The 25,153-nt window shown below is 37.5% G+C and carries 21 protein-coding genes, 1 pseudogene and 1 riboswitch; of the genes and pseudogenes, 2 read left to right on the forward strand and 20 right to left on the reverse strand.

Annotated elements, in window-relative coordinates:
* Positions 1-8: 8 nt before the first annotated feature.
* The 7 genes from QUE18_RS11050 to QUE18_RS11080 all read right to left on the reverse strand — a co-directional run bounded on the left by QUE18_RS11050 (position 9) and on the right by QUE18_RS11080 (position 10,123).
* Positions 9-3,719, reverse strand: coding sequence for an LPXTG cell wall anchor domain-containing protein (locus tag QUE18_RS11050; RefSeq protein WP_009203572.1), 3,711 nt, complete (start codon positions 3,717-3,719; stop codon positions 9-11).
* Positions 3,720-3,900: 181 nt separating this feature from the next.
* Positions 3,901-5,076 carry an RNA-guided endonuclease InsQ/TnpB family protein gene (locus QUE18_RS11055; RefSeq protein ID WP_286257598.1) on the reverse strand — a complete coding sequence of 392 codons (1,176 nt, stop codon included), beginning with the start codon at positions 5,074-5,076 and terminating at the stop codon, positions 3,901-3,903.
* Positions 5,039-5,692 (reverse strand): IS607 family transposase, encoded by a 654-nt coding sequence (locus QUE18_RS11060; RefSeq protein WP_286257600.1) that lies wholly within the window; start codon positions 5,690-5,692, stop codon positions 5,039-5,041. Before QUE18_RS11060 ends, QUE18_RS11055 begins: the two co-directional genes overlap by 38 nt.
* 589 nt (positions 5,693-6,281) lie before the next feature.
* Positions 6,282-7,772: a threonine synthase gene (gene thrC / locus QUE18_RS11065; protein ID WP_008390612.1), complete on the reverse strand. Its 1,491-nt coding sequence runs from the start codon at positions 7,770-7,772 to the stop codon at positions 6,282-6,284.
* 100 nt (positions 7,773-7,872) lie between these two features.
* Complete coding sequence (locus QUE18_RS11070; protein ID WP_009204635.1) at positions 7,873-9,009, reverse strand: M20 metallopeptidase family protein; 1,137 nt, start codon at positions 9,007-9,009, stop codon at positions 7,873-7,875.
* Positions 9,010-9,031: 22 nt separating this feature from the next.
* Entirely contained in the window at positions 9,032-9,490 is a 459-nt protein-coding gene (locus QUE18_RS11075; protein ID WP_009204634.1) for a DUF1700 domain-containing protein, read from the reverse strand.
* A gap of 3 nt (positions 9,491-9,493) precedes the next feature.
* On the reverse strand, positions 9,494-10,123 hold the full coding sequence (locus tag QUE18_RS11080) for a histidine phosphatase family protein (protein WP_008390615.1): 630 nt from the start codon (positions 10,121-10,123) through the stop codon (positions 9,494-9,496).
* Positions 10,124-10,280: 157 nt separating this feature from the next.
* Between QUE18_RS11080 and QUE18_RS11085 the strand changes: the two genes are divergently transcribed.
* Positions 10,281-10,673, forward strand: coding sequence for a thioesterase family protein (locus tag QUE18_RS11085; protein WP_009204632.1), 393 nt, complete (start codon positions 10,281-10,283; stop codon positions 10,671-10,673).
* Positions 10,674-10,736: 63 nt separating this feature from the next.
* Here the strand turns inward: QUE18_RS11085 and QUE18_RS11090 are convergent, their stop codons facing one another.
* Positions 10,737-11,354 (reverse strand): ECF transporter S component, encoded by a 618-nt coding sequence (locus tag QUE18_RS11090; RefSeq protein WP_009204631.1) that lies wholly within the window; start codon positions 11,352-11,354, stop codon positions 10,737-10,739.
* Between the two features lie 147 nt (positions 11,355-11,501).
* Positions 11,502-11,644, reverse strand: a riboswitch (FMN riboswitch).
* Positions 11,645-11,842: 198 nt separating this feature from the next.
* Here QUE18_RS11090 and QUE18_RS11095 point away from each other — a divergent pair.
* Positions 11,843-12,871, forward strand: coding sequence for a 3-deoxy-7-phosphoheptulonate synthase (locus tag QUE18_RS11095; protein WP_008390619.1), 1,029 nt, complete (start codon positions 11,843-11,845; stop codon positions 12,869-12,871).
* Between the two features lie 23 nt (positions 12,872-12,894).
* On the opposite strand, the gene QUE18_RS11100 is transcribed toward QUE18_RS11095, so the two are convergent.
* The 12 genes and pseudogenes from QUE18_RS11100 to QUE18_RS11155 all read right to left on the reverse strand — a co-directional run bounded on the left by QUE18_RS11100 (position 12,895) and on the right by QUE18_RS11155 (position 25,144).
* Positions 12,895-13,458 carry a hypothetical protein gene (locus QUE18_RS11100; protein WP_008390620.1) on the reverse strand — a complete coding sequence of 188 codons (564 nt, stop codon included), beginning with the start codon at positions 13,456-13,458 and terminating at the stop codon, positions 12,895-12,897.
* A 68-nt stretch (positions 13,459-13,526) separates the two neighbouring features.
* Positions 13,527-14,057 (reverse strand): NUDIX hydrolase, encoded by a 531-nt coding sequence (locus tag QUE18_RS11105; protein WP_008390621.1) that lies wholly within the window; start codon positions 14,055-14,057, stop codon positions 13,527-13,529.
* Positions 14,058-14,135: 78 nt separating this feature from the next.
* Positions 14,136-15,683, reverse strand: coding sequence for a ribonuclease Y (rny, locus tag QUE18_RS11110; RefSeq protein ID WP_008390622.1), 1,548 nt, complete (start codon positions 15,681-15,683; stop codon positions 14,136-14,138).
* A gap of 69 nt (positions 15,684-15,752) precedes the next feature.
* Positions 15,753-17,069: an alpha-amylase family glycosyl hydrolase gene (locus QUE18_RS11115; protein WP_008390623.1), complete on the reverse strand. Its 1,317-nt coding sequence runs from the start codon at positions 17,067-17,069 to the stop codon at positions 15,753-15,755.
* An 18-nt stretch (positions 17,070-17,087) separates the two neighbouring features.
* Positions 17,088-20,297, reverse strand: coding sequence for an ABC transporter permease (locus tag QUE18_RS11120; protein ID WP_040344616.1), 3,210 nt, complete (start codon positions 20,295-20,297; stop codon positions 17,088-17,090).
* 9 nt (positions 20,298-20,306) lie between these two features.
* A complete protein-coding gene (locus tag QUE18_RS11125; protein WP_040344614.1) occupies positions 20,307-21,008 on the reverse strand; it encodes an ABC transporter ATP-binding protein in 702 nt (233 codons plus the stop codon).
* Positions 21,009-21,065: 57 nt separating this feature from the next.
* On the reverse strand, positions 21,066-21,239 hold the full coding sequence (locus QUE18_RS11130) for a DUF4250 domain-containing protein (RefSeq protein WP_008390627.1): 174 nt from the start codon (positions 21,237-21,239) through the stop codon (positions 21,066-21,068).
* 191 nt (positions 21,240-21,430) lie between these two features.
* Positions 21,431-22,594: an RNA-guided endonuclease InsQ/TnpB family protein gene (locus tag QUE18_RS11135; protein ID WP_009265326.1), complete on the reverse strand. Its 1,164-nt coding sequence runs from the start codon at positions 22,592-22,594 to the stop codon at positions 21,431-21,433.
* Positions 22,524-23,180: pseudogene (locus QUE18_RS11140) on the reverse strand (IS607 family transposase). Before QUE18_RS11140 ends, QUE18_RS11135 begins: the two are co-directional and overlap by 71 nt.
* A gap of 127 nt (positions 23,181-23,307) precedes the next feature.
* Positions 23,308-23,703 carry a hypothetical protein gene (locus QUE18_RS11145; RefSeq protein WP_009204627.1) on the reverse strand — a complete coding sequence of 132 codons (396 nt, stop codon included), beginning with the start codon at positions 23,701-23,703 and terminating at the stop codon, positions 23,308-23,310.
* A 6-nt stretch (positions 23,704-23,709) separates the two neighbouring features.
* Positions 23,710-24,561: an N-acetylmuramoyl-L-alanine amidase family protein gene (locus tag QUE18_RS11150; RefSeq protein WP_242852752.1), complete on the reverse strand. Its 852-nt coding sequence runs from the start codon at positions 24,559-24,561 to the stop codon at positions 23,710-23,712.
* Positions 24,562-24,598: 37 nt separating this feature from the next.
* Positions 24,599-25,144, reverse strand: a complete 546-nt coding sequence (locus QUE18_RS11155) for a beta-class carbonic anhydrase (protein WP_008390636.1) — start codon at positions 25,142-25,144, stop codon at positions 24,599-24,601.
* Positions 25,145-25,153: the final 9 nt, after the last annotated feature.

Genomic DNA, 25,153 nt, shown 5'->3' on the forward strand with positions numbered 1-25,153 from the left:
TAGAATTACTAGTGTTTTTTCTTCTTTTTCCAATATATAAAACTTCCACCTAAAGATGCTGCCAACAATGCAAAAATCCATTTCTCATCGAAGGAATCTCCTGTTTTTGGTGTGCTCGCTGCATCCCTTGTTCCTGGTGATCTTTTATATTCAGAAGTATTGGATCGATCTGCTTTATTTCCCGTTGTCACTGTTGATTTCGATTCTTTTTTGATCTTCACTAAACGTACTGCACTGACTGGTTTGACAAAATCTGCTTTTCCTGTCGCTGTATTTTTTAATGTCTTTCCAGAAAGTGATGCTTCTTTTAGTTTTACCTGATACGATACTTTTATGGATTCATCATAAGATAAATTCTTTCCTGTCTCAATGACATACTTATTTTCTCCTGCAGTGATCGTGCACTGTCTGGTAATATCTGACCCATCTGGTGCATAAATCTTAATGCTGTTCTTGATCACCTTAGCTCCATTTCTTGAAAGCTGATCTTCGATCACAATATTTTTTGCGATCGCATCTTTGATCGTCTGCATAACAACCAGCTGATACTCGCAGATATCACCAACTTTATATGTTGTTTTATCAACCTTCTTGGTGATCATCAATGCTGGCTGTACAGCTTCCATTACTACCACTTGATCATCTCTGACTTTATCCGCATCATCACTATAGCTTTCCGCAATGTTTTTGATATCTCCTGTGATCATCTTCTTAAATGCTGTCTGATATATTACCAGAAGTTCATCTTTGTCACTGACATCTTTTCCTGTGATGATCTTAAATTTTCTAAGATTCTCATCTATTATGATCTCACATTGCTTGGTGATATCTTCCCCATTGTATTTTACACGGATCTGTGAAATCTCCATTCCTTCTTGTTCAAAATGATCTTCTACGACTACCTGATGTGCTGTCATATTCTCATTTCTCTGTGTTACACGGATCTTGTATTCTCCGCTTTGTCCTTCTTTGTAAGACTTATGCGCAGTACTTTTTTTAATCTTTAACACAGGTGGTTTTACAACGACTGTATTTTCATCCTGATCATCTTCTGTATTATCACTTCCTGCAACTGCTGTATTCTTCACGGCTCCTTCAATCCTCTTTTCAAATACAACCTGATAAGCTACCGTCATCACATCATTTTCACCAAGATCTTTTCCTGTTTCAATCGTAAACCGATGGTCTTTCGCATCAATCTTGCAATCCGATGTAATATCTTTTTCATTAAGTTTTACTTCGATCTTCTGAACCTTCATACCTTCTTTTTCGAACTCATCCACGACTTTTACATTCTGTGCTGTCATGCCTTCTTTTCCTTGTGTGATATGAAGTTTATAATATCCAGTTTCTCCTACTGCATAAACCTTTTTATCCGATTGTTTTGTGATTTGCAGTTTTGGTGCTTTCACCTTGATCGTCTCATCTGCCATCCCGCTTCCTGACGGAATCTCTTTATCTTCCCGGATCAGATCTCCATTGCTGTTTTTTGTCGCAGCAACGTGCATAATATTCTTTACTTCCTGTCCTTCGAGTCCATCTTCTTCAATCACTGCCTGATAAGTGATCTCTATCTTATCCGTCATGCGAAGATTTTCATAAGATCCTGTTTTCTTTCCTTCTTCCGAACCCATTGCTGGAATCGTACCATTTTTCAGTGCAAGTGGTGTTATGATCTCATAACTTCTTCCACTTGGATCAAATGTGATCTTACACTCAGATGCAATGTTTTTCCCACCAGATATAACCGCTACGGTTCCTGGTATGATCTTGATCCCTTCTGCCTGAAGTTCATCCTGAATCTCCAAATTTCTCATAAAAGTTCCCGGATTTGGATTGGTGATCACTGCCTGATAAGTTACATGATCTCCTTTTTTATAAAGCTGTACTGGAGCTGATTTTATCACATTATTTTTTGGCGAGTTGATATACACCTGCCTTGATGCCCTTGTTTCTGGAATTCCTGCTGCCCATGCAGATGCAGTATTATCGATCACTTTTCCATTTGTAAGGACTCCACTTTTTACTGTATATGTAATCTCGATCGTCTGTCCATATGGAAGGGCATAATCACCTTTTGACTTCAAAATAAATCCATTATTTTCTGTCTGTAATATGTAATCCTTCTTATCAAGACCATTGATTTTTATATCCTGTAACTTCATATCCATCACACTTGCAAAGGATGTATCCTGAATCGTAAAATAAGCTGTCTTTGCTTTTTCGTTTTGATTTTTCACTGTTACCTTATAGGTGATCTCATCTTTTGCCTGATATTCATATTGTTTTGTCTCTTTCCTGATCAAAAGACCCGGCGTATCTCCATTTTCTTTTGGCAGCTCGATATCTACACGAACCTCATTGGTCATTTCTATCTTATCATTAATGATCGTTTTCGCTGTATTTTTTTCTGTGATCATCGTTTCCTTTGTATTATAATGCCCATGTTCTTTCCATATCTTACGCAATTGATCTAACTGTTCTTTGGATGCATTCTCCGGAATATTCATCTTTACTTTGATCTTTAATTTATAAACAGATTTTTTATAAAATTCGGCATCTTTCGGATTCTTAAGTTCTGCTCTTACAAGATTGCCGTTTTGTGAAATATCAAACTGACTGCTTACATCCTCATCATCTCCGTAAACCTTGATATCCAGAATCTTTAAACAGGATTCGATCTGATCTTCAAATGCAAACTTATCAAAATAATGTGCCTTTGGAATTTCTCCCGCAATTACCTGACTGACTTCATAATCCCAAGATTTTGCCAGATCTTGCACTCTTAGATGTTCCGTCTTGGTCCCATCTTCTCCGATCACCTCTTTGGTTGGGTCAACTGGGTCAAAGCGGATCATATTCTGTCCATATCCTACATATTGCTCCTCTTTTGTTGGTGCTTTTTCAAGACTCCTTCCGAATGTATATTCAAAAGAATCTGATGCAAATGTAAATCCTACACAAGTAAAATCTTCACTACTGTAATTATCTGGAAAATCCGCATAATAAATACTAGTTTCCCCTGATCTTTTACAACTTAATTTTGTATTCTTTGATACATATTCTCCGTGAATCTTGTTTGCTTTGATCCCGATATACTGATATGTATCAATATCCTTTAACGTCATATTACTTTTGATCGTTACTGGTGTATTCGTTCCTGCTTTATAAAAATCACTTTTTAATGTCATCTCTTCGATTCCAACATAAGCACATCCATTGATGCCGCTTCCAATCGCCACATAACCGTCTTGATTCTTATACTTTTCGATTCCAGTAACCGTCATGACCAAATCTAATTTTTCCCAATGGCCATTACTTCCATCGGCTTTGCATTGATAGATCTCCATATTTGTTTTTCGGATTTTAATATTCCCTGCGGTATTTTGTGAAGTCTGAAACCATGTATACTTTTTAAGGAAATCCGGCATCTCGATCTCTGGTAATTTTGCTGCTTTCTTTCCTGCTTCTATGATCGTCTTCGTCTGATCTGTTGCATGCATCTTAAAACCGTAGGATGCATCCACTGAAAGTGCTTTTTCATCGTCAAATGATGAGAAAATATGTTTCTCATCTGCCCAACTGCTTGTGATCTTCCCCGCATTCTCAGTATTTAACTGTGCTTTCACCTTTCGCTGTCCAAACACAGATAAGATTACGGATGCCGTAAAAACTCCGATCATCCCAAGGCACATGAACCATTGTCTCTTTTTCTTCATAATGTACTCTCCGTTACTGAAAACTTATAAAAAAGTTATAAACCTTTATGTTTCATTCCTACTTCAACGAGTATGCTTTTGTAACGAATCAATTCATGTACTACTCACAAGTTCCTGTACTCTCCATAGGCGTTAATTCCTGACTAACGTATCAGTACATATCTGTAATCACTTGAATATATTATGCTACAGATCGTTTCAGAACATCCTCTCCATATTTTTTAAGATTCAAAGCTGCCTGAAGATCTCTGTCAACTACATTTCCACATTCACATTTGTAAATACGTTCTGATAACTTCAGATCTTTTTTGATCTTTCCACAACAACTGCATAATTTTGAACTTGGAAAAAATCGATCTGCAATGATCACCTGAATATTGTTCCACTTAGATTTATATTCCATCTGCCGCCTAAATTCATAAAATCCCTGTTGTTGAACTGTTTTGGATAAATGTCTGTTTTTCATCATTCCATTTACATTTAGATCTTCGATACAGATAAAACTTGGTTCTCGTTTTACGATCTCTGATGTTATATGATGTAAATGATCATGACGGATATTTGTCAGTCTGTGATTTAATGTTAATAAAAGTTTTTCCTTTTTGATCACATTCTTCGTTTTACAGTATTCCTTTCCTTGTTTATTGTTCTCGTATGAACGAGAGATGCTACGCTGTAATCTGCGTTTTTGTTTCTCTAGTTTCTTAACTTTTTTCGTTTTATTGATGTTCTTATATTTATTACCGTCAGAACATATCGCTAGATCTTTGATCCCTAAATCGATCCCTATCCCATCATTGGAGGGAACGGTAACAGAGTCTTCGTATTCAATGCCTACTGTGATCCACCAGTTGATCCCATCATATCTAATGCGGGGATTACTATAGTTACAATCCGTAGGTATCCGATTCTTTTCCGCAAGTCTGATCCAGTTTATCTTTTGCTTATTCTTCTTTTTGGAAGCAGCAAAACCCTCAATTTTTACATGCGTATCTGAAAATTGGATTTTTACATTATCCTGATAAAAAGATGGTATAGAAAATTTTCGGCTTTTGAATTTAGGAAACTTTGAACATCCTTTGAAAAATCTCTTATATGCATGACAAGCATCTTTGATCGCTTGTTTTGTTACATTATTTGAAACTTCATTTAACCAGGAATATTCCTCTGTTTTCTTTAATTGTGTAAATTCTTTTCTCAGATCACTATCCGATAGGAACTCACCACCATTTTTATAGTTTTCTTTTTCTCTTCCTAACGCCCAGTTATAAGCGAATCTGGCAGTATTGGCATATCGAAAGAGTTTTGTATTCTGTTTATTATTTGGGATCAGCATGACTCGAATTGTTTTTATCATCTTCTTCACCACCATCATCTATCAGTTCTTTTACAAGTTTTCTTGCTTTATTGGCACGTTTGCCTTGTAATTTACAACTAAATACAGTTATTATCTGAACTAAATCTTCAACAATTTCTTGTTGCTCTGTCTTTTCAGTATGATCGATGATTTCAATATCACAATCATATAGACTTGCAATATATTCAACTAATTCAAATCCAAATCGTAACAATCTGTCTTTATAAAAAACAACCACCTTGTCCACTTTATTTTGAGATATTCGTTTCATAAGTTCTTTTAATCCTTTTTTCTTATAGTCTATACCAGAACCTATATCACTAATTATTTCAAATGGTTTTCCCTGTGCAGTAAGATACAATTTCATATTCTCTATTTGTCGTTCCAGATCATCTTTTTGTTTATTACTTGAAACTCTGCAATAACCTATTACAATTCTATCTAAATTAGGTTTTATATTCATAACTTGATTTAATTGCTCATGCGAATAATATCTATATCCATTACTGGAAGTGTGATGTGGATGAAGTTTACCCTTTTTATCCCAATTCCTTAATGTTTGAGCCGATACACCTAATATTTTTGAAAATTTATTGATAGAATAATATTTACTCATAAGCAAATCCTCCATATAATATTTATAATTTATTCTACCAATAAAAATTATAAAATCCAACACATATTTATAATTTTTTATAAGATTATTTTAACAGTTAAACACCTCCTTGTCATATCTTTATATTTCCCTCATTCTCCAACAGACAAAATGTCTCATAGCCTCCCGGCTCCCCTCATTCTTATGACAGGCTGCACTCACCTCCATGACCATGCAGAAGTCTCATTATCATATCCTTGTTCGCTCCCTGTGCTCTTCGTGGTATCATAAAAGAACCTCCATCCTATTGTTCATGGCATAAAATTCATTGCCCGCAGATCATGGCGGAATATGTCCTCCCGGACTGTGCCGGAAAATGGTCTTATTCAATTGTCAGTTTCCCTTGGATTCATCATCATTCGATCATCATATGTCGTGAATGGATTTGTCAGATCTGATCGATCTCATCTTAGATTTATCTTGTTGATATGTTTTTAGAATTATCTGATATTGTATTCTCTTCCATTTATTCCCTATCTTGGTTTATCATAACATTTTCGTATAAAAAAAGCAACCCATTTTCTTCCATGGGTTGCTTTTTTATGATTCATTAGATTCCAAGAATCTTCTTCACTTCGTCTTCCATTGCTGCTGTCTCACATACCGTATCATGAAGAACTGGTGCAGTTCTGATCTCTTCGATCGCTTTTGGAATTGCTGTCTTAGATACTTTGTTAAGTTCATCAACTAATTCAAAGTCATCTTCTGCATCATATGCTGGATCGATCGCATCCATAACACTTCTTGTGAATTTGTATGGACTTGCTGTAGAAGCGATCACTGTTGGAGTCTTGTCATCTCCTGTCGCTGCTTTATATTTGTCATATGCAACTGCTGCGACTGCTGTATGTGTATCCATCACATATCCTTCTTTGTCATAGACTTCTTTGATCTTCACTGCTGTTTCTTCTTCACTTCCGAAAGCTCCAAAGAACTCAGATAATTCTGCTTTCATGGCATCTGTGATCACATATTCACCGTCTTTTGTCAATGCTGCCATAAATTTGGCACACTGTTTTGCATCATTTCCTGCGATTCTATAGATCATACGCTCTAAGTTACTTGAGATCAGAATATCCATAGATGGAGATGTTGTAACATAGAATTCTCTGTTGCGATCGTATTTTCCTGTCTCAAAGAAATCAAATAATACTTTATTCTTATTAGATGCGCAGACAAATTTGCCGATTGGAATACCCATCTGTTTTGCATAATAAGAAGCTAAAATATTACCAAAGTTTCCTGTTGGAACGACTACATTCATAGGTTCTCCGGCCTTTAATGCACCCTGTTTTAATAAATCAGCATAAGCCTTTACATAATATACAACCTGTGGCACTAAACGTCCGATGTTGATTGAGTTTGCAGATGAGAACTGGAATCCGTTGTCATTCATCACTTTCGCTAACTCTTTGTTAGAGAACATCTTCTTAACACCTGTCTGAGCATCATCAAAGTTTCCTTTGATTCCGATCACGTATGTATTGTCACCCTTCTGTGTTACCATCTGTTTTTCCTGAATTGGGCTGACTCCAGACTTTGGATAGAATACGATGATCTTTGTTCCCGGTACATCTGCAAATCCTGCTAAAGCCGCTTTTCCTGTGTCTCCGGATGTTGCTGTTAAGATCACGATCTCATTCTTTACATTATTCTTTCTTGCTGATGTTACAAGTAAATGTGGCAGAATAGATAATGCCATATCTTTAAATGCGATGGTTGCTCCATGGAATAATTCCAGATAATATGCTCCATCTACTTTCTTTGTCACTGCGATCTCTTCTGTATCGAATTTGCTGTCATATGCATTATTAATGCATGTCTTTAATTCTTCTTCTGTAAAATCTGTAAGGAATTCTTTCATGACTGCATAAGCAATTTCCTGATAGGACATCTGTGTCAGATCTTCCAACGATACATTTAATTTTGGAATGCTGTCTGGTACAAATAATCCTCCATCGCTTGTTAATCCTTTTAAAATAGCTTCAGAGGCGGTTGCTGTTTCTTCACTATTTCTTGTACTGTGGTATACTAAATTCATATTTCCCTACCTTTTCTTCTATTAAATATACGTGTTTCTGTTGGTTTTTGATTATATCATATGTTGTTCCTGTCTACAACTGATTTTCATGAACTATATCCTATACAATTACAAATGTCAGCATGAGACGGACACCACTGATCAATGCTTTTTCATCAAAATCAAACTTTCCATGATGGTTTGCAGGGTGGTCGCCGCCACCGATAAATGCAAAACATCCATCCATTTCTTCCAGATAATTTGCAAAATCTTCTCCTAACATCATTGCTTCAACATGGGTAAACTCTGACGGATCAAAGACTTCCCCTGCTTTCTCCATGACATCTTCTACAACACCCGGATCATTGATCAGTGCCCCATGGCTTGATTGTTGAAAATCAACCGAAACATCTACTCCATACATCTGTTCATGGGCTTTCGCGATCTCTTTGACTCTGCGCTCGATCATCTCCTGAGCTTGTCTGGAAAATGTTCTTGCAGTCCCTTCGATCTTTGCTTCCCCTGCGATCACATTTCTCGCTGTCCCGGCTTCGACCTTTCCGATCGTTAAAACTGCTGGATCTAATGGATTTAAATTCCTGCTGATGATGCTCTGAAAATTCATAACCATGGAAGATACTGCCACTGCAGTATCAATCCCTTCATGTGGTTTCCCTGCATGTCCTGATCTTCCGTATAAATGAACTGCCAGCCAGTTTGTCGCTGCCATTCTTGGGCCTGCTTCCAATGAAATCTTGCCAGACGGTATACCGTTAAAAATATGGATTCCATAAATGCGTTTCACACTGTCCAAAACTCCTGTCTTCAACATGAATCTGGCTCCTTCTGCGGTTTCTTCCGCAGGCTGAAATACAAGATATACTCTGCGATCAAGTTCTGATTCATGTTTCTTCAATATCTTTGCTGTTGCAAGTAAGATTGCTGTGTGTCCATCATGTCCACATGCATGCATACATCCGTGATTCAAAGATGCAAAATCAAGTCCTGTCTCTTCCTGTACTTCCAGTGCGTCCATATCTGCCCTTAATGCGATCGTTTCTTTCTTGCCATTGCCAACAACTGCAATGATTCCTGATGGATCAAAAATCTTATAAGAAATCTCCCATTCTTCCAGATGTTCTCTGATATATTCCATCGTCATCGTTTCATGAAATGCTATCTCAGGACAACGGTGCAGTGCTCTTCGAAATTCGACCACTTCTTCCTGTATCGCATATGCTTCTTCATTTATATCCATATTGATTCCTTTCTTTGTTTCCTTACCTTCCTGTGATCTTCATGATCAAAGCTACGATCACACCGATAATGATCACGGGGCCTAACACAACCATCATTGCACTAAATACATGAAATAGTAAATAAATGATAAAAATAAATATGATCACTGACAGAAGACATCCAAGTTTGAACTTTGTAGAATTCATCGTAAAAATATGTGTGTTACCACCAAACATATCTTCTGGTGTTCCTTCATCCTGTTCCTCTTCGTAATACTCTGTCTGTACATAGTCATCATCCTCACCTTTGGCATCAATGATCGATCTGGCGATCAGTCTCGGACTTCCTAATTCATTCAATACATCCTGTTCGTTCTTTCCATTTCGGATCTGCTCATTGATATAATCCTCATAGTAATTCATGTTCTCCTGAATCACTGCCTGTGATACCATTCCCTCTAAGGAAGATCTTAACTCCTCCATAAATTGTCTTTTTGTCATATATCATTCTCCATCTTTATTGTAGAAAATCTCTGATTCCTTTAATACATGGCAGACACCATCTTCAATCTGGATCGTTGTCACACCACAGTTTTCCTGTCTTGGCGCATGCCAGTATTCCTTAATCTCTCTCTGATAAATATATGTAAGTAAACTGTGGATCCATGCTCCATGAGAAAATACTGCTATATGTTGATATTTTTTCTCATTTGGCAAGATCATATCATTGAAAAAATCAGATGATCTTGCGATCACCTCTTCGTGTGTCTCACATCCTTCAATTTTTTTAAATTCTTCTGGCGCATCAAAGAATTTGAGAAATGGATCCTGTCTTTCTCTCAATTCCTTTAATGTTGCACCCTCAAACGATCCAAAACACGCTTCTTGAACCCGTTTATCTTCATATAGCGGAATATTCCTGCCTCCAAGAATGATCTCTGCTGTTTCCTTCGCACGTTTCAACGGACTGGTATATGCGATATCAAATGGAATATGTCTAAGACCTTCTCGCGTAATAAATGCCAATTCTCTTCCATATTCATTCAATTCGATGTCTGAACTTCCCTGAATCTTAAATTCCTTGTTCCAATCTGTTTCTCCATGTCTGATCAAATATAATTTCAAACCAAGCACCTCCAATTTACCAATAGCATACCTTATTTTTCAAATCGAGTCCAGTCTTTCTTCTTTGTGCAATTTTTTGTAAAAATGTGAAAAAACTATGGAATTTTTAACGAACTTTGCTATACTAAAGATATACATATAAACTAAAATTTTAGGAGAGAAAATTATGAACATTCATGTTGGAGACGAAATCGAATTAACAGAAGAAGTAGTTCCAGAAAACACTGCTGAGAAATGGGGAAGCGGAAGCCTTCCTGTTTATGCCACACCTGCCATGATCTCTTTGATCGAGCAGTCTGCAGTTAATCTACTAGCTGGAAAACTTGAAGAAGGACAGACTACTGTTGGAACAAATTTAAACATTGCGCATGTTTCCGCAACACCAGTTGGTGGAACGATCAAATGTCATTGTTCCTTAACAGAGATCGACCGCAAACGTCTGGTATTCCATATAGAAGTAACTGATAACAAAGGACGTGTTGGAATCGGTACTCACGAAAGATTCATCGTTGCCAGTGAACCTTTTATGGAAAAAGCAGCTAAAAAATTAGAAGATTAATTTTTAACTCTGTGTACGCAAAAGGTGCCGGAATTCTTATTCCGACACCTTTTTCTTATCTTCTTATCTGTTTGTTCCCTTTAAGATTGGAGAAATCTTCTTGTAGATAAAGAATGTGATCACAACACTGCACATTCCTTTGATAAATGTAAATGGCATATTAAACCAGATCAATGCATCCCATAATGTCTTTACATTCTTGTTGATCGCCTGATATGCTCCAAGAATTGCCTGCATTGGCATGAAGTTTGTGTATACTGGATATACAACAAAGTAGTTTGAAAATACACTGACTACTGACATCAGGACTGCTCCTGCTAATGCTCCGATCATTGCACTCTTCTGTGTTTTCTTTCTCTTATAAATAAGTCCTGCTGGTAATACAAAGCATACACCTAAGATAAAGTTAGATAGTTCTCCGACTCCACCTGTCTGTGTATGAAGAAGGTTGATCGCATTCTTGATAAAACATACTGCAATTCCAGATACCGGTCCCATCGCATATGCTGCCAGTAATGCTGGAAGTTCTGAAAAGTCAAACTTGATAAATGGTGGTATCAACATTGGAATTGGAAATTCCAAAAACATCAGCACAGTTGCTAATGCTCCTAACATACCTGTCACTGCGATCGTTCTGATATTGAACTTCGTTCTCTTCATTGTCATTGTGTCTCCTGCCATGATAATTCTCCCTTTCTGATTTAAAATCTTAGCTTTATAGGGTCTCCCTATAAATTAAAAAATCCTGTCCATTTATCTACATAAACGACAGGGCTTCTGACTTGATCACATATCTTCTATCTGCATAACATCTTAAGATATGTCATCCAACTACTTCTTTCATCCAGACTATACTGTTGGTTCAGGATTCTAACCTGATCGGCCAAACGCTCGCGGACTTGCCTCTCTTGGAGTATCACCGCCAGTCGAGAATTGATACTTTCGTATCTCACTCTGCCCTGAAGTTGGAGAATCAATCTTCTCTACTTCAATATTCAATTACCAGAAAATGAAAGTGTTTCCTGTTTATAAATTTTATTATAATAACTCCTGTCTATTTTGTAAAGTCCCATTTCACATTTCCTTATCTTTACACAAAGATTATTATTTGTTAAAATATACACAAGCAAATTTGCTTTATTGTATGAATTGTTAAGGAGAAAACAACTATGGGAATGCACAAAATCGCTAAAATGCCTTCTCCAGAGGAACTAAAAGAAGAGATGCCTCTGAGTGAAGAAGCAAAACAAATCAAAGCTGCAAGAGACAAAGAAATCCGTGATGTATTCACAGGCGCATCTGATAAATTCTTAGTTATCATCGGGCCATGTTCTGCAGATAATGAAACTGCTGTTATGGATTATCTCGGACGTTTGGCAAGAGTTCAGAAAGATCTTGCTGATAAGTTACTGATCATCCCTCGTATTTATACAAACAAACCTCGTACAACAGGTGACGGATACAAAGGTATGGTTCATCAGCCAGACCCTGAGAAAGCACCAGATATGGCTAGTGGACTTCGTTCTGTCCGCAAACTTCATATGGAAGCATTAGAAGAATTCCATATGCCTGCTGCAGACGAAATGCTTTATCCAGGAAACTGGCCATATATGGAAGATCTTTTATCTTATGTGGCCGTTGGAGCTCGTTCTGTAGAGAACCAGCAGCATCGTTTAACAGTTAGTGGATTTGATATTCCTGCCGGAATGAAGAACCCAACTGGTGGTGACTTAACTGTTATGATGAACTCTATCACAGCTGGACAGCACCAGCATGATTTCATTGCAAATGGATATGAAGTCAAGACAGATGGTAACCCTCTGACACATGCCATCTTACGTGGATCTGTCAACCGTCATGGAAACAATATTCCAAACTACCATTATGAAGATCTGACTCGTGTTGCTTATATGTACGAGAAATTCCAGTTAAAGAACCCTGCTGTTATCGTTGATGCAAACCACTCTAACTCTGGGAAACAATGGGATCAGCAGCCTCGTATCGTACAGGAAGTTCTTCACAGCAGAAGTTTCTTACCTGAGATCAAATCTCTTGTTAAGGGTATCATGATCGAAAGTTATATCGAAGATGGCAACCAGTCCATCGGTAACGGTGTATATGGACAGTCTATCACTGATCCTTGTCTTGGATGGGACAAATCTGCTGCTCTGCTTTACCGCATGGCAGATTATATATAGAAACGTATAAGATCCTAGATATATCACTTCCAAAGGTTCAGGATTCCTGACATGATCGACGGATTGATGAAACTTTCCAGGATGCATCCCAGTATTATAAATGTTATTTCAAACCAAATACTGAAACGAAATAAGAAGGAATGTCTCTGTTCATAGAGCATTTCTTCTTTTTTTTGGGCATAAAAGTTTCGCTTGATCAGCAGCAGCAAGGTGATCACATAACAGATAAAATGTGGAAATAAACTCATAAATACAAGAACCAGTCCTTTGATGCCCATTTGCACGATCTGCAAAGATAACATTGATCCAAAGAAAAATGCCATACAAAATGCAAAACTGTATAAAAAAATCCAAGGTTGCAAAAGATATGCCCCCAGATAAATAAATGCATATTGTTTTCCCCTTTTAAACAAAATATAAAAAAACAGACTGATACTTGCTTTATATAGATCCGTATTATTTAAAACCAGTGATCTTACGGTACCTCCATATGCGAGATAATCCTGGTATACAAAATTCGTAAATACACTCCCAAAGATTAACCCAATGATGATCCATAATCCTGAAAAGAATTTCTCTTTTTCCACAATTTTTTCCTCCTGTCATATCTTATGCAGTGCCTGTCTTTTATATTCTGTTTTCCTGATCTTGTCTTTTATTTCTCCATGTTCAGATATCCAAGAACTCCTGAAATTGTTTTTGCATCAATGATCTTTCCAGAAAAGATCATATCTTTGATCTCATCGATTGTATATTCTTCTACATCGATAAATTCATCCTCATCCAAATGCTGTTTAGACAGCTTTAGATCAGTTGCAACATAAATCGGAATCTTTTCATCACAGAAACCGATGGCTGTGATCACGGTCATTAGGTGGGTCATTTTTCCAGCAATAAAACCTGTTTCTTCTTCAATCTCTCTTGTGACACACTCCAGAGGTGTTTCCCCGGGTTCAATTCCACCTGCCGGGATTTCCAGTGTTTCCTGATCAAGGGCATTACGGTATTGTCTTACAAGTAAGATTGTTCCTTTGTCTGTAACAGGAACAACAGCTGCTGCCCCTTTATGTTTGACCAGATCCCATGTGACAACTTTGCCGCTTGGAAGTTTTACAATATCCTCATAAAATCCAACAACTTTTCCCTGATGTATCAGATGTTGTTCTAGTTTCTCGTATCCTTTCATAAAAAATCTCCTTTATTTATACTTTTAACACTCACGTTATAAATTGGAAAAAGCGATAGATTTCTCTATCGCTTCTTGTTATTTCGCATAGTCAACAACTCGTGACTCTCTGATCACATTGACCTTGATCTGTCCTGGATAATCCAGATTCTCTTCGATCTGGTTTGAGATATCTCTCGCCAGTAAGATCATATCATCGTCACTGATTTGTTCAGGAACTACCATAACTCGAATTTCTCGACCTGCCTGAATTGCAAAAGTTTTATCAACACCCTGGAAGGAGTCTGCGATCTCTTCCAGCTGTTTTAATCTTGTTGTATAACTTTCCAGTGTCTCGCTTCTTGCACCTGGACGTGCTGCTGAGATTGCATCAGCTGCCTGTACCAGACATGCGATCAATGATTCTGGCTCTTCATCCCCATGATGAGATGCCACTGCATTGATGACAATTGGATTCTCCTTATACTTCTTACACAGATTCACACCAAGTTCTACGTGAGAACCTTCTACTTCGTGGTCGATGGATTTACCAATGTCATGAAGCAGACCTGCTCTCTTGGCCATTCTCACATCGACACCGATCTCTGCTGCTAAAAGTCCGGATAACTGAGCAACTTCCATGGAATGCTTTAACGCATTCTGTCCATAGCTTGTACGGAACTTCATTCTTCCAAGAAGTCTGACAAGTTCTGGATGGATTCCATGAACCCCAAGTTCTAATGTTGCTGCTTCCCCTTCTTCGCGCATCATAGTTTCGACTTCTTTTGTAGCTTTCTCAACCATCTCCTCGATGCGTGCTGGATGGATTCTTCCATCCACGATCAATTTCTCTAAAGCGATTCTTGCGATCTCGCGTCGAACCGGATTAAAGCTTGACAGTACAACAGCTTCCGGTGTATCATCGATGATCAATTCAACTCCCGTAGCGTTCTCAATGGAACGGATATTACGTCCTTCACGACCGATGATCCTTCCTTTCATCTCATCGTTTGGAAGCTGTACCAGCGAAATCGTTGTCTCTGCCACATGATCAACTGCACACTTCTGAATTGCAGTTACCACATATTCCTTGGCTTTCTTTCGGGCATCTTCTTTCGCTCTTGTCTCCATTTCTTTGACATACATTGCTGTCTCGTGTTTCACATCTTCTTTTACTGCTGATAATAATTGCTCTTTTGCCTGATCAGAGGTCAACCCAGAAATTCTTTCCAGTTCCTGTAGATGTTTTGCCTGCAGTTCCTGCAACTGAGCTTTCTCTGTATCGATGTTCTTTTCTTTGGCTGTTAATGACTGTTCTTTGCGTTCCAGCACGGTTGCTTTCTTCTCGACAGTCTCTTCCTTAGAAAGAACTCTCTGCTCATACTTCTGCAGTTCTGCCCTGCGTTCTTTTGTCTCTTTTTCGAAGTCATGTCTCGCTTTTATAGTTTCTTCTTTTACTTCCAAAGAAGCTTCACGTTTCTTCGCATCTGCTGCTTTGATTGCTTCATCTATAATCTCTCTTGCTTTATCTTCTGCATTCCCGATCGTAATTTCCATTGCCTTCTTGCTTCTTGTATTCGCTACATAGGCAGATACCGGAACTGCGATAACCAGAGTTGCGATAATGGCTATAATAATACCAACCACAGGTTTCCTCCTTATTCAATTTTTTGTGTATTCACACTCATTTAATTTTATATGTTTTTAACATAAAAGTCAAGGAAGGGATACCTCTTCTGTTCGAATTATCATTGCTGTTTTTCCTTGGATCGTAAGTCCCCCTCCAAAATCAACGGAATCTCCTGTGATCAGATCAATCCCGCATCCTGCCTGAGCATCAAAATGTGCTGTAAATTCGCCATCACCACAGTTCATTGCAAAAATGATGCGGTCTTCATTCGTTCTTCTCTGGAATACAAGAACATCTGGTGCGATCGCTAATTGTAAGTAATCTCCGTATTTTAAAGCTGGTGATCCAGCTCTTACTTTTGCCAATTGTGCAATATAGTTTGTTAATTCATTTTCTACTAAATCTTCTTTATGGATTCTTGGACGCAAGCTGTCATCACTTCCCTGTTCTTTCTTTCCTTCCATTCCCCATTCACTTCCATAGTAAACACCCGGAACTCCTGGCATCGCAAATTCCATTGCATAGATCAATGGTAAATGCTCTTTATCCTCTAACTGACTTGCGATTCTCTCCACATCATGGTTATCTACAAAATTATATAATGGAAGTCCTTTGTACAACGTCCATTCTTCTGGTCCAAACTGACGGTTTAGGGAATATCCGATCTCATGCATATTGTGTGTATTGAAACTTGAATACAAACCTTTATAACATTCATAATTTGTCACAGAATCCAACAGCTCTGGATTCACAAGCTGTGTGTAATCACCATGAAGCATTTCTCCGATCATCAAAAATTCTGGTTTCTTGCTGTGAACAAAGTCAACCAACACTTTCATGAAATTGCGGTTTAACATATAAGCAACATCCAGTCTTAATCCATCAATCCCTAATTTATCGATCCATATTCCGACAGATTCTAATAAATAATTTCTAACCTGTTCGTTGTCAAGATTTAATTTGACCAGTTCAAAATGTCCTTCCCATCCTTCGTACCAGAATCCATCATCATAGCAGCTATTCCCATCAAAATTAATATAGAACCAATCTTTATATGGAGAATCCCATTTCTTTTCTCTCACATCTTCAAATGCAAAGAACTCTCTTCCGACATGATTAAATACCCCGTCTAAGATCACCTGGATTCCTTCTTCATGCATGGCATCACACATCTTTTTAAAGTCTTCATTGGTTCCAAGTCTCTCATCGATCTTCTGATAATCTTTTGTATCATATCCATGATCACTGGATGAAAATACAGGTGAAAAATATACTGCATTCATTCCTAATTTTTTAATATGTGGAATCCAGTCTATCATCTCGAGAATTCCATGAGATGGCTGCCCATCTGTTAATGCTCTTAGTGGAAACACTTGATAAATCATTAATTCGTTCATTTTCATAGTCTCTTTTCCTTTCTGTCACTCTGTGCTTTTTAACGATTCAACCATATCGATCTTCTTCAATTGGAAATACACGAAGGCATTTACAAGAATCGAAAAAGCGATTGTTAGTAAAATACTGTAAATATAGCTTTGCACATAAATCTGCCTTCCAAACATGATCAAGTCAACTTCTGTTGTGAAGATTACGTATTTGTGTAAAATAATTCCTAAAATAATTCCTGCGATCGTTCCAAGGATCGTTAAAAGGATATTCTCTCGATACACATACGCTCCGACTTCACCGTCATAGAATCCAAGAACTTTGATCGTTGCAAGTTCCATTCTACGCTCGGAAATGTTAATGTTATTTAAGTTATATAATACCACAAATGCAAGAAGTCCTGCAGATACGATCAGAACAACCACCACAATATTTAAGTTATTGACCATATCTGACATTGTCTTCTCATCGTCGGCACAAAAATGCAGTGTTGAGGCTTCATCTCTTGCAAGAATCTGTTTTCCATTTTCCTGCATCTTTTTCTTAGATATATTCTTTTCAATACAATATATACCTGTCGTTTGTGCTTTTTTATGATACAGTTTCTCATAAAGTTTTGGTGTCATGTAGACTTTATGCTGCATGTAATTTTCTGTGATCTGACTTATTTTTGCTGTGATCTGTTTATCTCCAGACCGTTGGATCTTGATCGAATCTCCTTTTTTCACACCAAGCAGGGACGCTGCCTTTTCTGTTAAGATGATCCCATCATCATCTAACTGATACTTTGTTTTACTCTTTCGATCCTGAAGGCTGATATAGCCATTCAGATCTTTTTTGGACATTGGCTGGATCATCGTTGCATCCTGTTTTTTCCCATTAGCACGGATCGTCACTGCAGATTCGCTTACTTCTATCAAATCTGTCATATGTTCTTGTTTCTTTGCATACTGGATCAGATCTTCTTTCTTTGTCTCGCTGATCCCGTCTTTGTGTGTGATCGAGAAATCATAAGTAATGATCTCCCCATACTGCTTTTCTGAGATTGCTGAAATCGAATCTTTGATTCCAAATCCTAAGAGTAATAATGCCATACATCCACCGATTCCAAAGATCGTCATAAAGAATCTCTTCTTGTAGCGGAAGAGGTTTCGCATCGTTGCTTTCCAGATAAAACTTAATCGTTTCCAGATAAATGGAATCCGTTCTAACAAAATCCTTTTTCCTTCTTTTGGAGCAACTGGACGCATCAGCTGTGCAGGTTTTTCTCTTAATTCTTTATAACATGCAGATAATACTGCTAAAACAACAACTCCAACCGCCAGTCCACCTGCCATCACAGAATATTCGATCTCTAATGGCGTATAGACATCTCCCAGTCCTGTATACATCATTTTATAAGCGTTAATGATGATCCATGGAAGCAGTTTTTCACCGATCACTGCCCCTAGAATACTTCCACTAAGCGTTGCTGCGAGGGCATAGGTCACATATTTCATTGCAATATGAACTCCACTGTATCCCAATGCTTTCATCATACCGATCTGTGTTCTCTGCTCTTCGACCATACGTGTCATCGCTGTTAAGCTTACCAGTGCTGCAACTAAGAAAAAGATGACCGGTACCACTCGTCCTAACGCTGCAATTCTGTCTGCTTCCTGTCCGTATTCCACATAAGACTGCATCTTCTCACGGTTTAAGACATACCATTTCCCTTTCTTGATATCCTTAACATCCTGTCTGGCATCTGCAATCTTCTGCTCGGCTTCCTTGAATTTCTTTTCTGCTTTCTTTCTTGATCTCTTTAATTTTTTCTCCCCGGATGAAAGTTTTGATTCTGCTTTTGCAATCTTTTTTTCTCCAGAGGTGATCTGTTTTCTTGCTGATACTAATTTTGCTTCATTTGTTTTAATCGTTTGCTTTGCTTTCTTTAGCTGGCTGCTTTTTTGATCCAAGGTTGTTTCAGCCTTTGCAATCTTTGTCTTTGCCCTGCTGATCTGTTTTTTCCCTACATTGATCTTGCTTCTTGCTGTCTTGATCTGTTCTTTTCCTGCATTAATCTGTGCTAAGGAAGCTTTCGCTTCTGCCTGTGAGATCATTCCAGCCTGCATGGCACCCTGAATCTGCTGTTCTTTTGTCTGTAAGTTCTTCTCCTGTGTCTTTAGCTTTGCCTCCTGTGTTTTTAATTCTTTGCTTTTTGACCGAATTGTTTGTTTCTGTGTCTTTAACTGCTTTCTGGCATTCTGAATCTGTCTGATTCCTGACTGATACTGAGCTTTTGCATTCTTGATCTGCTGCTCTCCATCAGAGATCTCTTTCTTGCTTTTCGCTAATTTTGCTTTGGAATCTTTGATCCTTTGTCTGGACTTCTTTAGCTTTTTCTCGGCCTGATCTAGTTTCTTATATGCTTTTTTTCGTTCTTTTTTGAATTTCTTTTCTTTCTTGTCGATCTTCTCTTCGGCTTCTTTCTGAACAGATCTTAACCGTTTCTCATTTTCTATTTTGGAAATATCTTTGATCTCTTCTTCCAGCTGTTTTACTTTGTTTTTGTAAGCATCACTGTAGGCTCTCTCTTGCTTCGCTCCCTTCGCAGTCAGATAAACTTCTGTATAGATATCTGAGGAAAATTCTAATGGTTGCACCACAATAAAGCCTGACAACGTTCCCGTTCCAATGCCAGTGCTTCCTCTGGATCTTGAAAGATATTCTGATGAACTTCCGATTCCTGTGATCTTATAAGTTGTATCTTTCAGAGTATCCTTAAGATCATCTTCATTTCCAGAAGATAAATTTAAAACATCCCCTGTTTTCAGATCATTTTGCTGGGCATACCATTCATCTACCAGACATTCTCCCGATGCTTGTGGAAGTTTTCCATCTATGATCGTTATCTGGTTTAATTTATCAGTCTTCCCCATAACTTTGATCGCATGTTCTTCGTCACTTCCCTGCTTCCTTGCGATCACATCTACAGAATGTCCTCCTTCAACCGACTGCACATTTTTTAACTTCCGAAGGACTGTCAGATTCTCTTCTGAAATCCCAAGTGTTCCCATGACTTTGACATCCATCAGCCGACTTCCATCAAACTGGTGGTCTGCTGTGATATGCATATCTTTTTGTGTCACACGGATTCCTGAATAGAATGCAACGCCCAGTACAACGATAAAAAAGATTGATAAAAATCTCGGAAGGGTTCCTGTGATCGTTCTGTATATATCTTTATGTAATGCCGTTTTCTTCATACGCATTTCCTACCATTCAATCGTCTCCACCGGCTGAGGGTGTTCGTTTATCGTAATGTTGCTGATCTTTCCGTTCTTCATCTCGATCACACGGTCTGCCATCGGTGCGATCGCAAGGTTATGTGTGATCACAACCACTGTTTTTCCTTTCTTGTGACAGGTATCCTGCAATAATTTTAAAATAGATTTTCCTGTCTGATAATCCAGGGCACCAGTTGGCTCATCACAGAGCAAGATCTTTGGATTCTTTGCCAATGCACGTGCAATAGAAACTCTCTGCTGTTCCCCACCAGATAACTGCGCAGGAAAATTATTCAGACGGTGTCCAAGTCCCACATCTTTTAATACTTCTTCTGCTTTCAGAGGATTCTTACTGATCTGAAGTGCCAATTCTACATTCTCTGTTGCAGTAAGATTGGGCACCAGATTGTAAAACTGAAATACAAATCCTATGTCATCTCTTCGATATCCTGTCAGTTGTTTTTTATTCCATTTGGAGATATCTTCTCCATCAATATAAACAGCGCCACTGGTCGCAGTATCCATACCTCCTAAAATGTTCAAAACGGTAGTTTTTCCTGCACCACTGGCGCCAATGATCAAGGCGAACTCACCCTGATCCACCGTAAAATCGATCCCATCTACGGCTTTGGTGATCACCTCTCCTGTCTGATATATTTTCTTTACATTTTCTAACCGAATCAACTCCATAAATATGTTCTCCTTTACGTACAATTTTAACATATTTTCATTGATTCGACTAGTCTACTACTTAAACTGATTTAATGATTCATCATATTCGTATCCGATCATGGAAAGCTTTTGTTTTACTTCATTTTGATCGAGATCGAGTGACTTACACAGGTCTTCGTATGAATCGTAAAAATCTCGTAATTGTGTATTGATGTAGCTTAATAACATCACTGGGTCTTTTGGTATCATGTCTGTCTGCTACTCAAAATGTGATTAAACATACTCACATCGAGATAATGTAGACTCTCACGAGTTCTACTTACTACTTCATCGTGTATGCTTTGGATTGACCGAAATCATATCTACTCACAAGTTCTTGTACACTCCATAGTCGTAAATTCCCGAAATAGCCTTCGGTACATACCTACGTTTGCATTTATTTATGCAATTTCGTAAGTCGTAGCATCTCTCAAATTAAGTGCAGCATTGAAATCTCTATCTTCGCTATAACCACAATCACATTTGAAAATTCTATCTGAAAGTTTTAAATCTTTCTTGATTGCTCCGCAACAGTGACAGGTTTTAGATGATGGATACCATCTGTCTACAACTCGAAGTTCAATTCCGTTTTCATTGCATTTCGCCTGAAGCTTTATTCTGAATTCATAAAACTTCTGCGAAGCAACTGCCTTTGAAAGATGTTTGTTCTTCATCATTCCTGATATATTTAAATCTTCTATCGTTATATAAGATGGTTTGGTTTTCACTATCTCTGCGATTGTTTTATTGATGTGATCCGTACGAATGTTATCAATTTTATGATGAAGTTTCTGTACTTTAAGCCTCTGTTTTTGTATATTTGCTTTTTGAGTAGATTCTCCTTTCTTTAAATTTTCATACTTTCGAGAAAGATTTTTCTGTTCTCGAATAAGTTGTTTTCCAAGTTTTTTTAATCTTACTGATCTATTAATGTTCTTATAAATTTTACCATTGGAAACAATGGCAAAATCCTTTATCCCTAGGTCGATACCAATTCCTTCATTGAAACTATTAGCTATCTTGTTATTTGGAATTTCTACAAGAGCTGAAACATAGTATCTACCAGCTTTTATTGACACATGACCGCTTTTAATTACATATCCATCTTTTGTTGTTGGAATATATCCTTTTTCTTTAATGCGAACCCAACCAAGTGATGGAATATTGATCCTGTGTCTTTGACAACGGCAATCTTTTGGATTGTTCTTTACAAAATACATTTTCACATCAGATCTATTCTTCTTTTTGAATCTAGGGAAACTACTCTGATGTTTAAAAAATCTTATAAATGCGGCTTGTCCATTATTTACTGCTTGTGTTACTGCTTTTGAATAAGCTTCCTTAATCCAAAAACATTCTGGATGCTTTGGAAGATACTCATTGTTAAGCCATACTCTAAATTGGTTACTGCTCATAAACTTTTCGCCTTTATTATAAAGCTCTTTATTATGAGCAAGGTAGAAGTTGTAAATATATCTACAAGTTCCTATTGTTTTACGAATTTTGGCTTTCTGCTCCTCTGTTGGATTTATTTCTGTCTTGAAGCTCTTTAGCAATTTCCTCATCCCTTTCTATTTGTTTTTTATACTTACGAAGCCCATACAGCCTACAAGAGAACACATGGAGTATTGAAACAATATCCTGCACAAGTTCTTCTTGTGGTGATAGTTCCTCATTGTTTACTACCACTATAGTCGTATTAAACTTCATACAGAATTTTTCAAACCAATCATAACTAAATCTAATAAATCTATCTTTATGGGTTACTATTATGGTTTTAATTTTTTGTTCCATTACTTCATCTAATAATTTGTTCCACTTTTTACGGTTGTAATTAAGACCACTTCCATAATCTTCAATACACTGGTCTACAATAATTCCTTTTGCGTTACAAAACTGTCTTAAAAATGCAACTTGATTTAGTAAATCATCTTTTTGATTTCTTGTAGACACTCTAGCATAAATAACTACATGACGCTTATCATTTTCAGTATTTATACCTTTAAATTGTAGATACTGGTCATAAGTGTAATAGCGTCTATTAGTTGGAGTTCGGTTTGCTTTTAGAGTTCCTTCTCTGTCCTAACGTTGTAATGTCTTAACAGATACACCTAAAAATTCAGCAAAATCTTTTGGCTTATAATTTGTGATATTTGATGTATTCATTATAGCACTCTCCTTTGAGTATATTTAAATACATTTAATCACATTTGTTAATTATTTTAGATTCTTAATATTTCCTCCTAATATCTTTGTCTTTATACTTCTGTCACTTATATCATAAAATATTATTTAAAAAATTGGTTGTAGACCCGCCATTGTTGATCAGTGATGATAAAACAAACTCTTTCAAAACAAAATATGATATAAATGTTGCAACCAATATGGGGATCAATACAACATATGCGATCATATCTTTCTTCGTATTCGGATAACTCATCATTGCAACGATCATATAGATCATACCAAGGACTCCTCCAACTACAATGATCAGAATCGCGAACTGATACATTCCTAAAAACAATCCTAAAATTCCAAGGATCCATCCTAGACTTAATCCCAAAGATCTCATTCCTGCGATCTGACAGCTTTGAAACCAATTGATATCCGCTTCTGCCACCGCTTTCATTAATCCCATGACAAGTGCTGCGATCACAAGTGATACGATGATCACGATAATTCATTTTTCTTCATTCTTTTCTCCTCTTCTCTCGTAATACCGGTCAACACCATCTGCAATTCCTTCTGCAAGCATTGATTGATAATGATTGTCCGATAACTTCTGGTCTTCCTCTGGGTTTGACATAAATCCCATCTCAACGATCGTCACTGGAATCTTACTCCAGTTGATCCCTGTCATCTCATCTGTCTGCGTTACACCGCGGTTCACTGCCCCGGTCCTTCTGCATAATGTACTTACCACACATTCTGAAAGTTCCTGACTATCTGCCGCGATCGATCTGCAATATGGATTCGATAATGTCGGACTCATTGTCAACGCCCCATTTGCAGACTGAGAATCTGCACTATTGCAATGAATCCTTAATAAAATATCTGAACCACTTTCATTTGCCATAAGAGCACGCTTTTTATTGCTGAGTGACACATCATTCGTCTCACGGATCATATATACGTCATATCCTCTCGCGATCAATGCACTTTTTAGCTTTAACGAAACTTCCAAATTCACCTGATATTCTGTTCGTTTTGTGACAACACCTTCGGTTCCTGAGGATACCATCGGTTTTGTCTTATCAGAACCAGGTCCGATCGCTTCTTTTTCACTCATCTGTTTCTTTTGGTGTCCTGCATCGATTGCAATCTTTATACGATCTTCCTGTTGTTTTGATTGTTCCTGATCAACCGTTACTTCATTCTTTTTTTGTGTTGTCTTTTGCTTGATAATCTCTGTTCTTTTTTCTGTTGTTGGTTTTGGATGATCTTCACTGATCATTTCATCATCATTGCTGCATCCAGCACAGAAAAAACAAAGGATCATACATAAGATCATGATCTTCCATATCTTTTTCATACCTTTTATCCCTCTCATTTATAATGCTGCAGTTGTTCTATGGCTCTACAACATGAAGCTCTCCTGTCACAGAATCCATAACATATCCAGATATCTTCACATCTTTTGGGATCAATGGATGTTTTCTCAACATTTCCACAGAATCTTTTACAGAACTTTCCACACAGTCAAATCCTTCCAGCCATGTATCAAAATCAATACCACAATGACGGATCAGCTCAATCTTCTCCTCATCGACTCCTCGATCCATCATATGTTTTATCATCATATCACTATTAATATGCTGTACTCCACAGTCAGTGTGTCCAATGACCATGACTTCTTCAATCCCAAGTTCAAAGATTCCGACTAAAACACTTCGTACCACACTTCCGAAGGCATGACTTACTACCCCACCGGCATTCTTGATGATCTTCACATCTCCATTCCTGATCCCAAGGGCTGCCGGCAAAAGTTCTGTCAGTCTTGTATCCATACAAGTGATAATTGCGATCTTCTTGTCTGGATATTTACTTGTCTTGTATTGTTCATACTTCTTTTCTTCTACAAATTCTTTGTTATATTTTAAGATTTCATCTATCATAACTTCTAC

Source organism: Anaerostipes hadrus ATCC 29173 = JCM 17467 (assembly GCF_030296915.1).
In the GTDB taxonomy this organism is placed as follows: Bacteria; Bacillota; Clostridia; order Lachnospirales; family Lachnospiraceae; genus Anaerostipes; species Anaerostipes hadrus.

Excerpts from the sequence above, each read along its gene's own strand:
- QUE18_RS11050 (WP_009203572.1), bottom strand. The coding sequence starts at position 3,719 with ATGAAGAAAAAGAGACAATGGTTCATGTGCCTTGGGATGATCGGAGTT.
- QUE18_RS11055 (WP_286257598.1), bottom strand. The coding sequence starts at position 5,076 with ATGATAAAAACAATTCGAGTCATGCTGATCCCAAATAATAAACAGAAT.
- QUE18_RS11060 (WP_286257600.1), bottom strand. The coding sequence starts at position 5,692 with ATGAGTAAATATTATTCTATCAATAAATTTTCAAAAATATTAGGTGTA.
- thrC (WP_008390612.1), bottom strand. The coding sequence starts at position 7,772 with ATGAATTTAGTATACCACAGTACAAGAAATAGTGAAGAAACAGCAACC.
- QUE18_RS11070 (WP_009204635.1), bottom strand. The coding sequence starts at position 9,009 with ATGGATATAAATGAAGAAGCATATGCGATACAGGAAGAAGTGGTCGAA.
- QUE18_RS11075 (WP_009204634.1), bottom strand. The coding sequence starts at position 9,490 with ATGACAAAAAGACAATTTATGGAGGAGTTAAGATCTTCCTTAGAGGGA.
- QUE18_RS11085 (WP_009204632.1), top strand. The coding sequence starts at position 10,281 with ATGAACATTCATGTTGGAGACGAAATCGAATTAACAGAAGAAGTAGTT.
- QUE18_RS11090 (WP_009204631.1), bottom strand. The coding sequence starts at position 11,354 with ATGGCAGGAGACACAATGACAATGAAGAGAACGAAGTTCAATATCAGA.
- QUE18_RS11095 (WP_008390619.1), top strand. The coding sequence starts at position 11,843 with ATGGGAATGCACAAAATCGCTAAAATGCCTTCTCCAGAGGAACTAAAA.
- QUE18_RS11105 (WP_008390621.1), bottom strand. The coding sequence starts at position 14,057 with ATGAAAGGATACGAGAAACTAGAACAACATCTGATACATCAGGGAAAA.
- QUE18_RS11115 (WP_008390623.1), bottom strand. The coding sequence starts at position 17,069 with ATGAAAATGAACGAATTAATGATTTATCAAGTGTTTCCACTAAGAGCA.
- QUE18_RS11120 (WP_040344616.1), bottom strand. The coding sequence starts at position 20,297 with ATGAAGAAAACGGCATTACATAAAGATATATACAGAACGATCACAGGA.
- QUE18_RS11125 (WP_040344614.1), bottom strand. The coding sequence starts at position 21,008 with ATGGAGTTGATTCGGTTAGAAAATGTAAAGAAAATATATCAGACAGGA.
- QUE18_RS11130 (WP_008390627.1), bottom strand. The coding sequence starts at position 21,239 with ATGATACCAAAAGACCCAGTGATGTTATTAAGCTACATCAATACACAA.
- QUE18_RS11135 (WP_009265326.1), bottom strand. The coding sequence starts at position 22,594 with ATGAGGAAATTGCTAAAGAGCTTCAAGACAGAAATAAATCCAACAGAG.
- QUE18_RS11150 (WP_242852752.1), bottom strand. The coding sequence starts at position 24,561 with ATGAAAAAGATATGGAAGATCATGATCTTATGTATGATCCTTTGTTTT.
- QUE18_RS11155 (WP_008390636.1), bottom strand. The coding sequence starts at position 25,144 with ATGATAGATGAAATCTTAAAATATAACAAAGAATTTGTAGAAGAAAAG.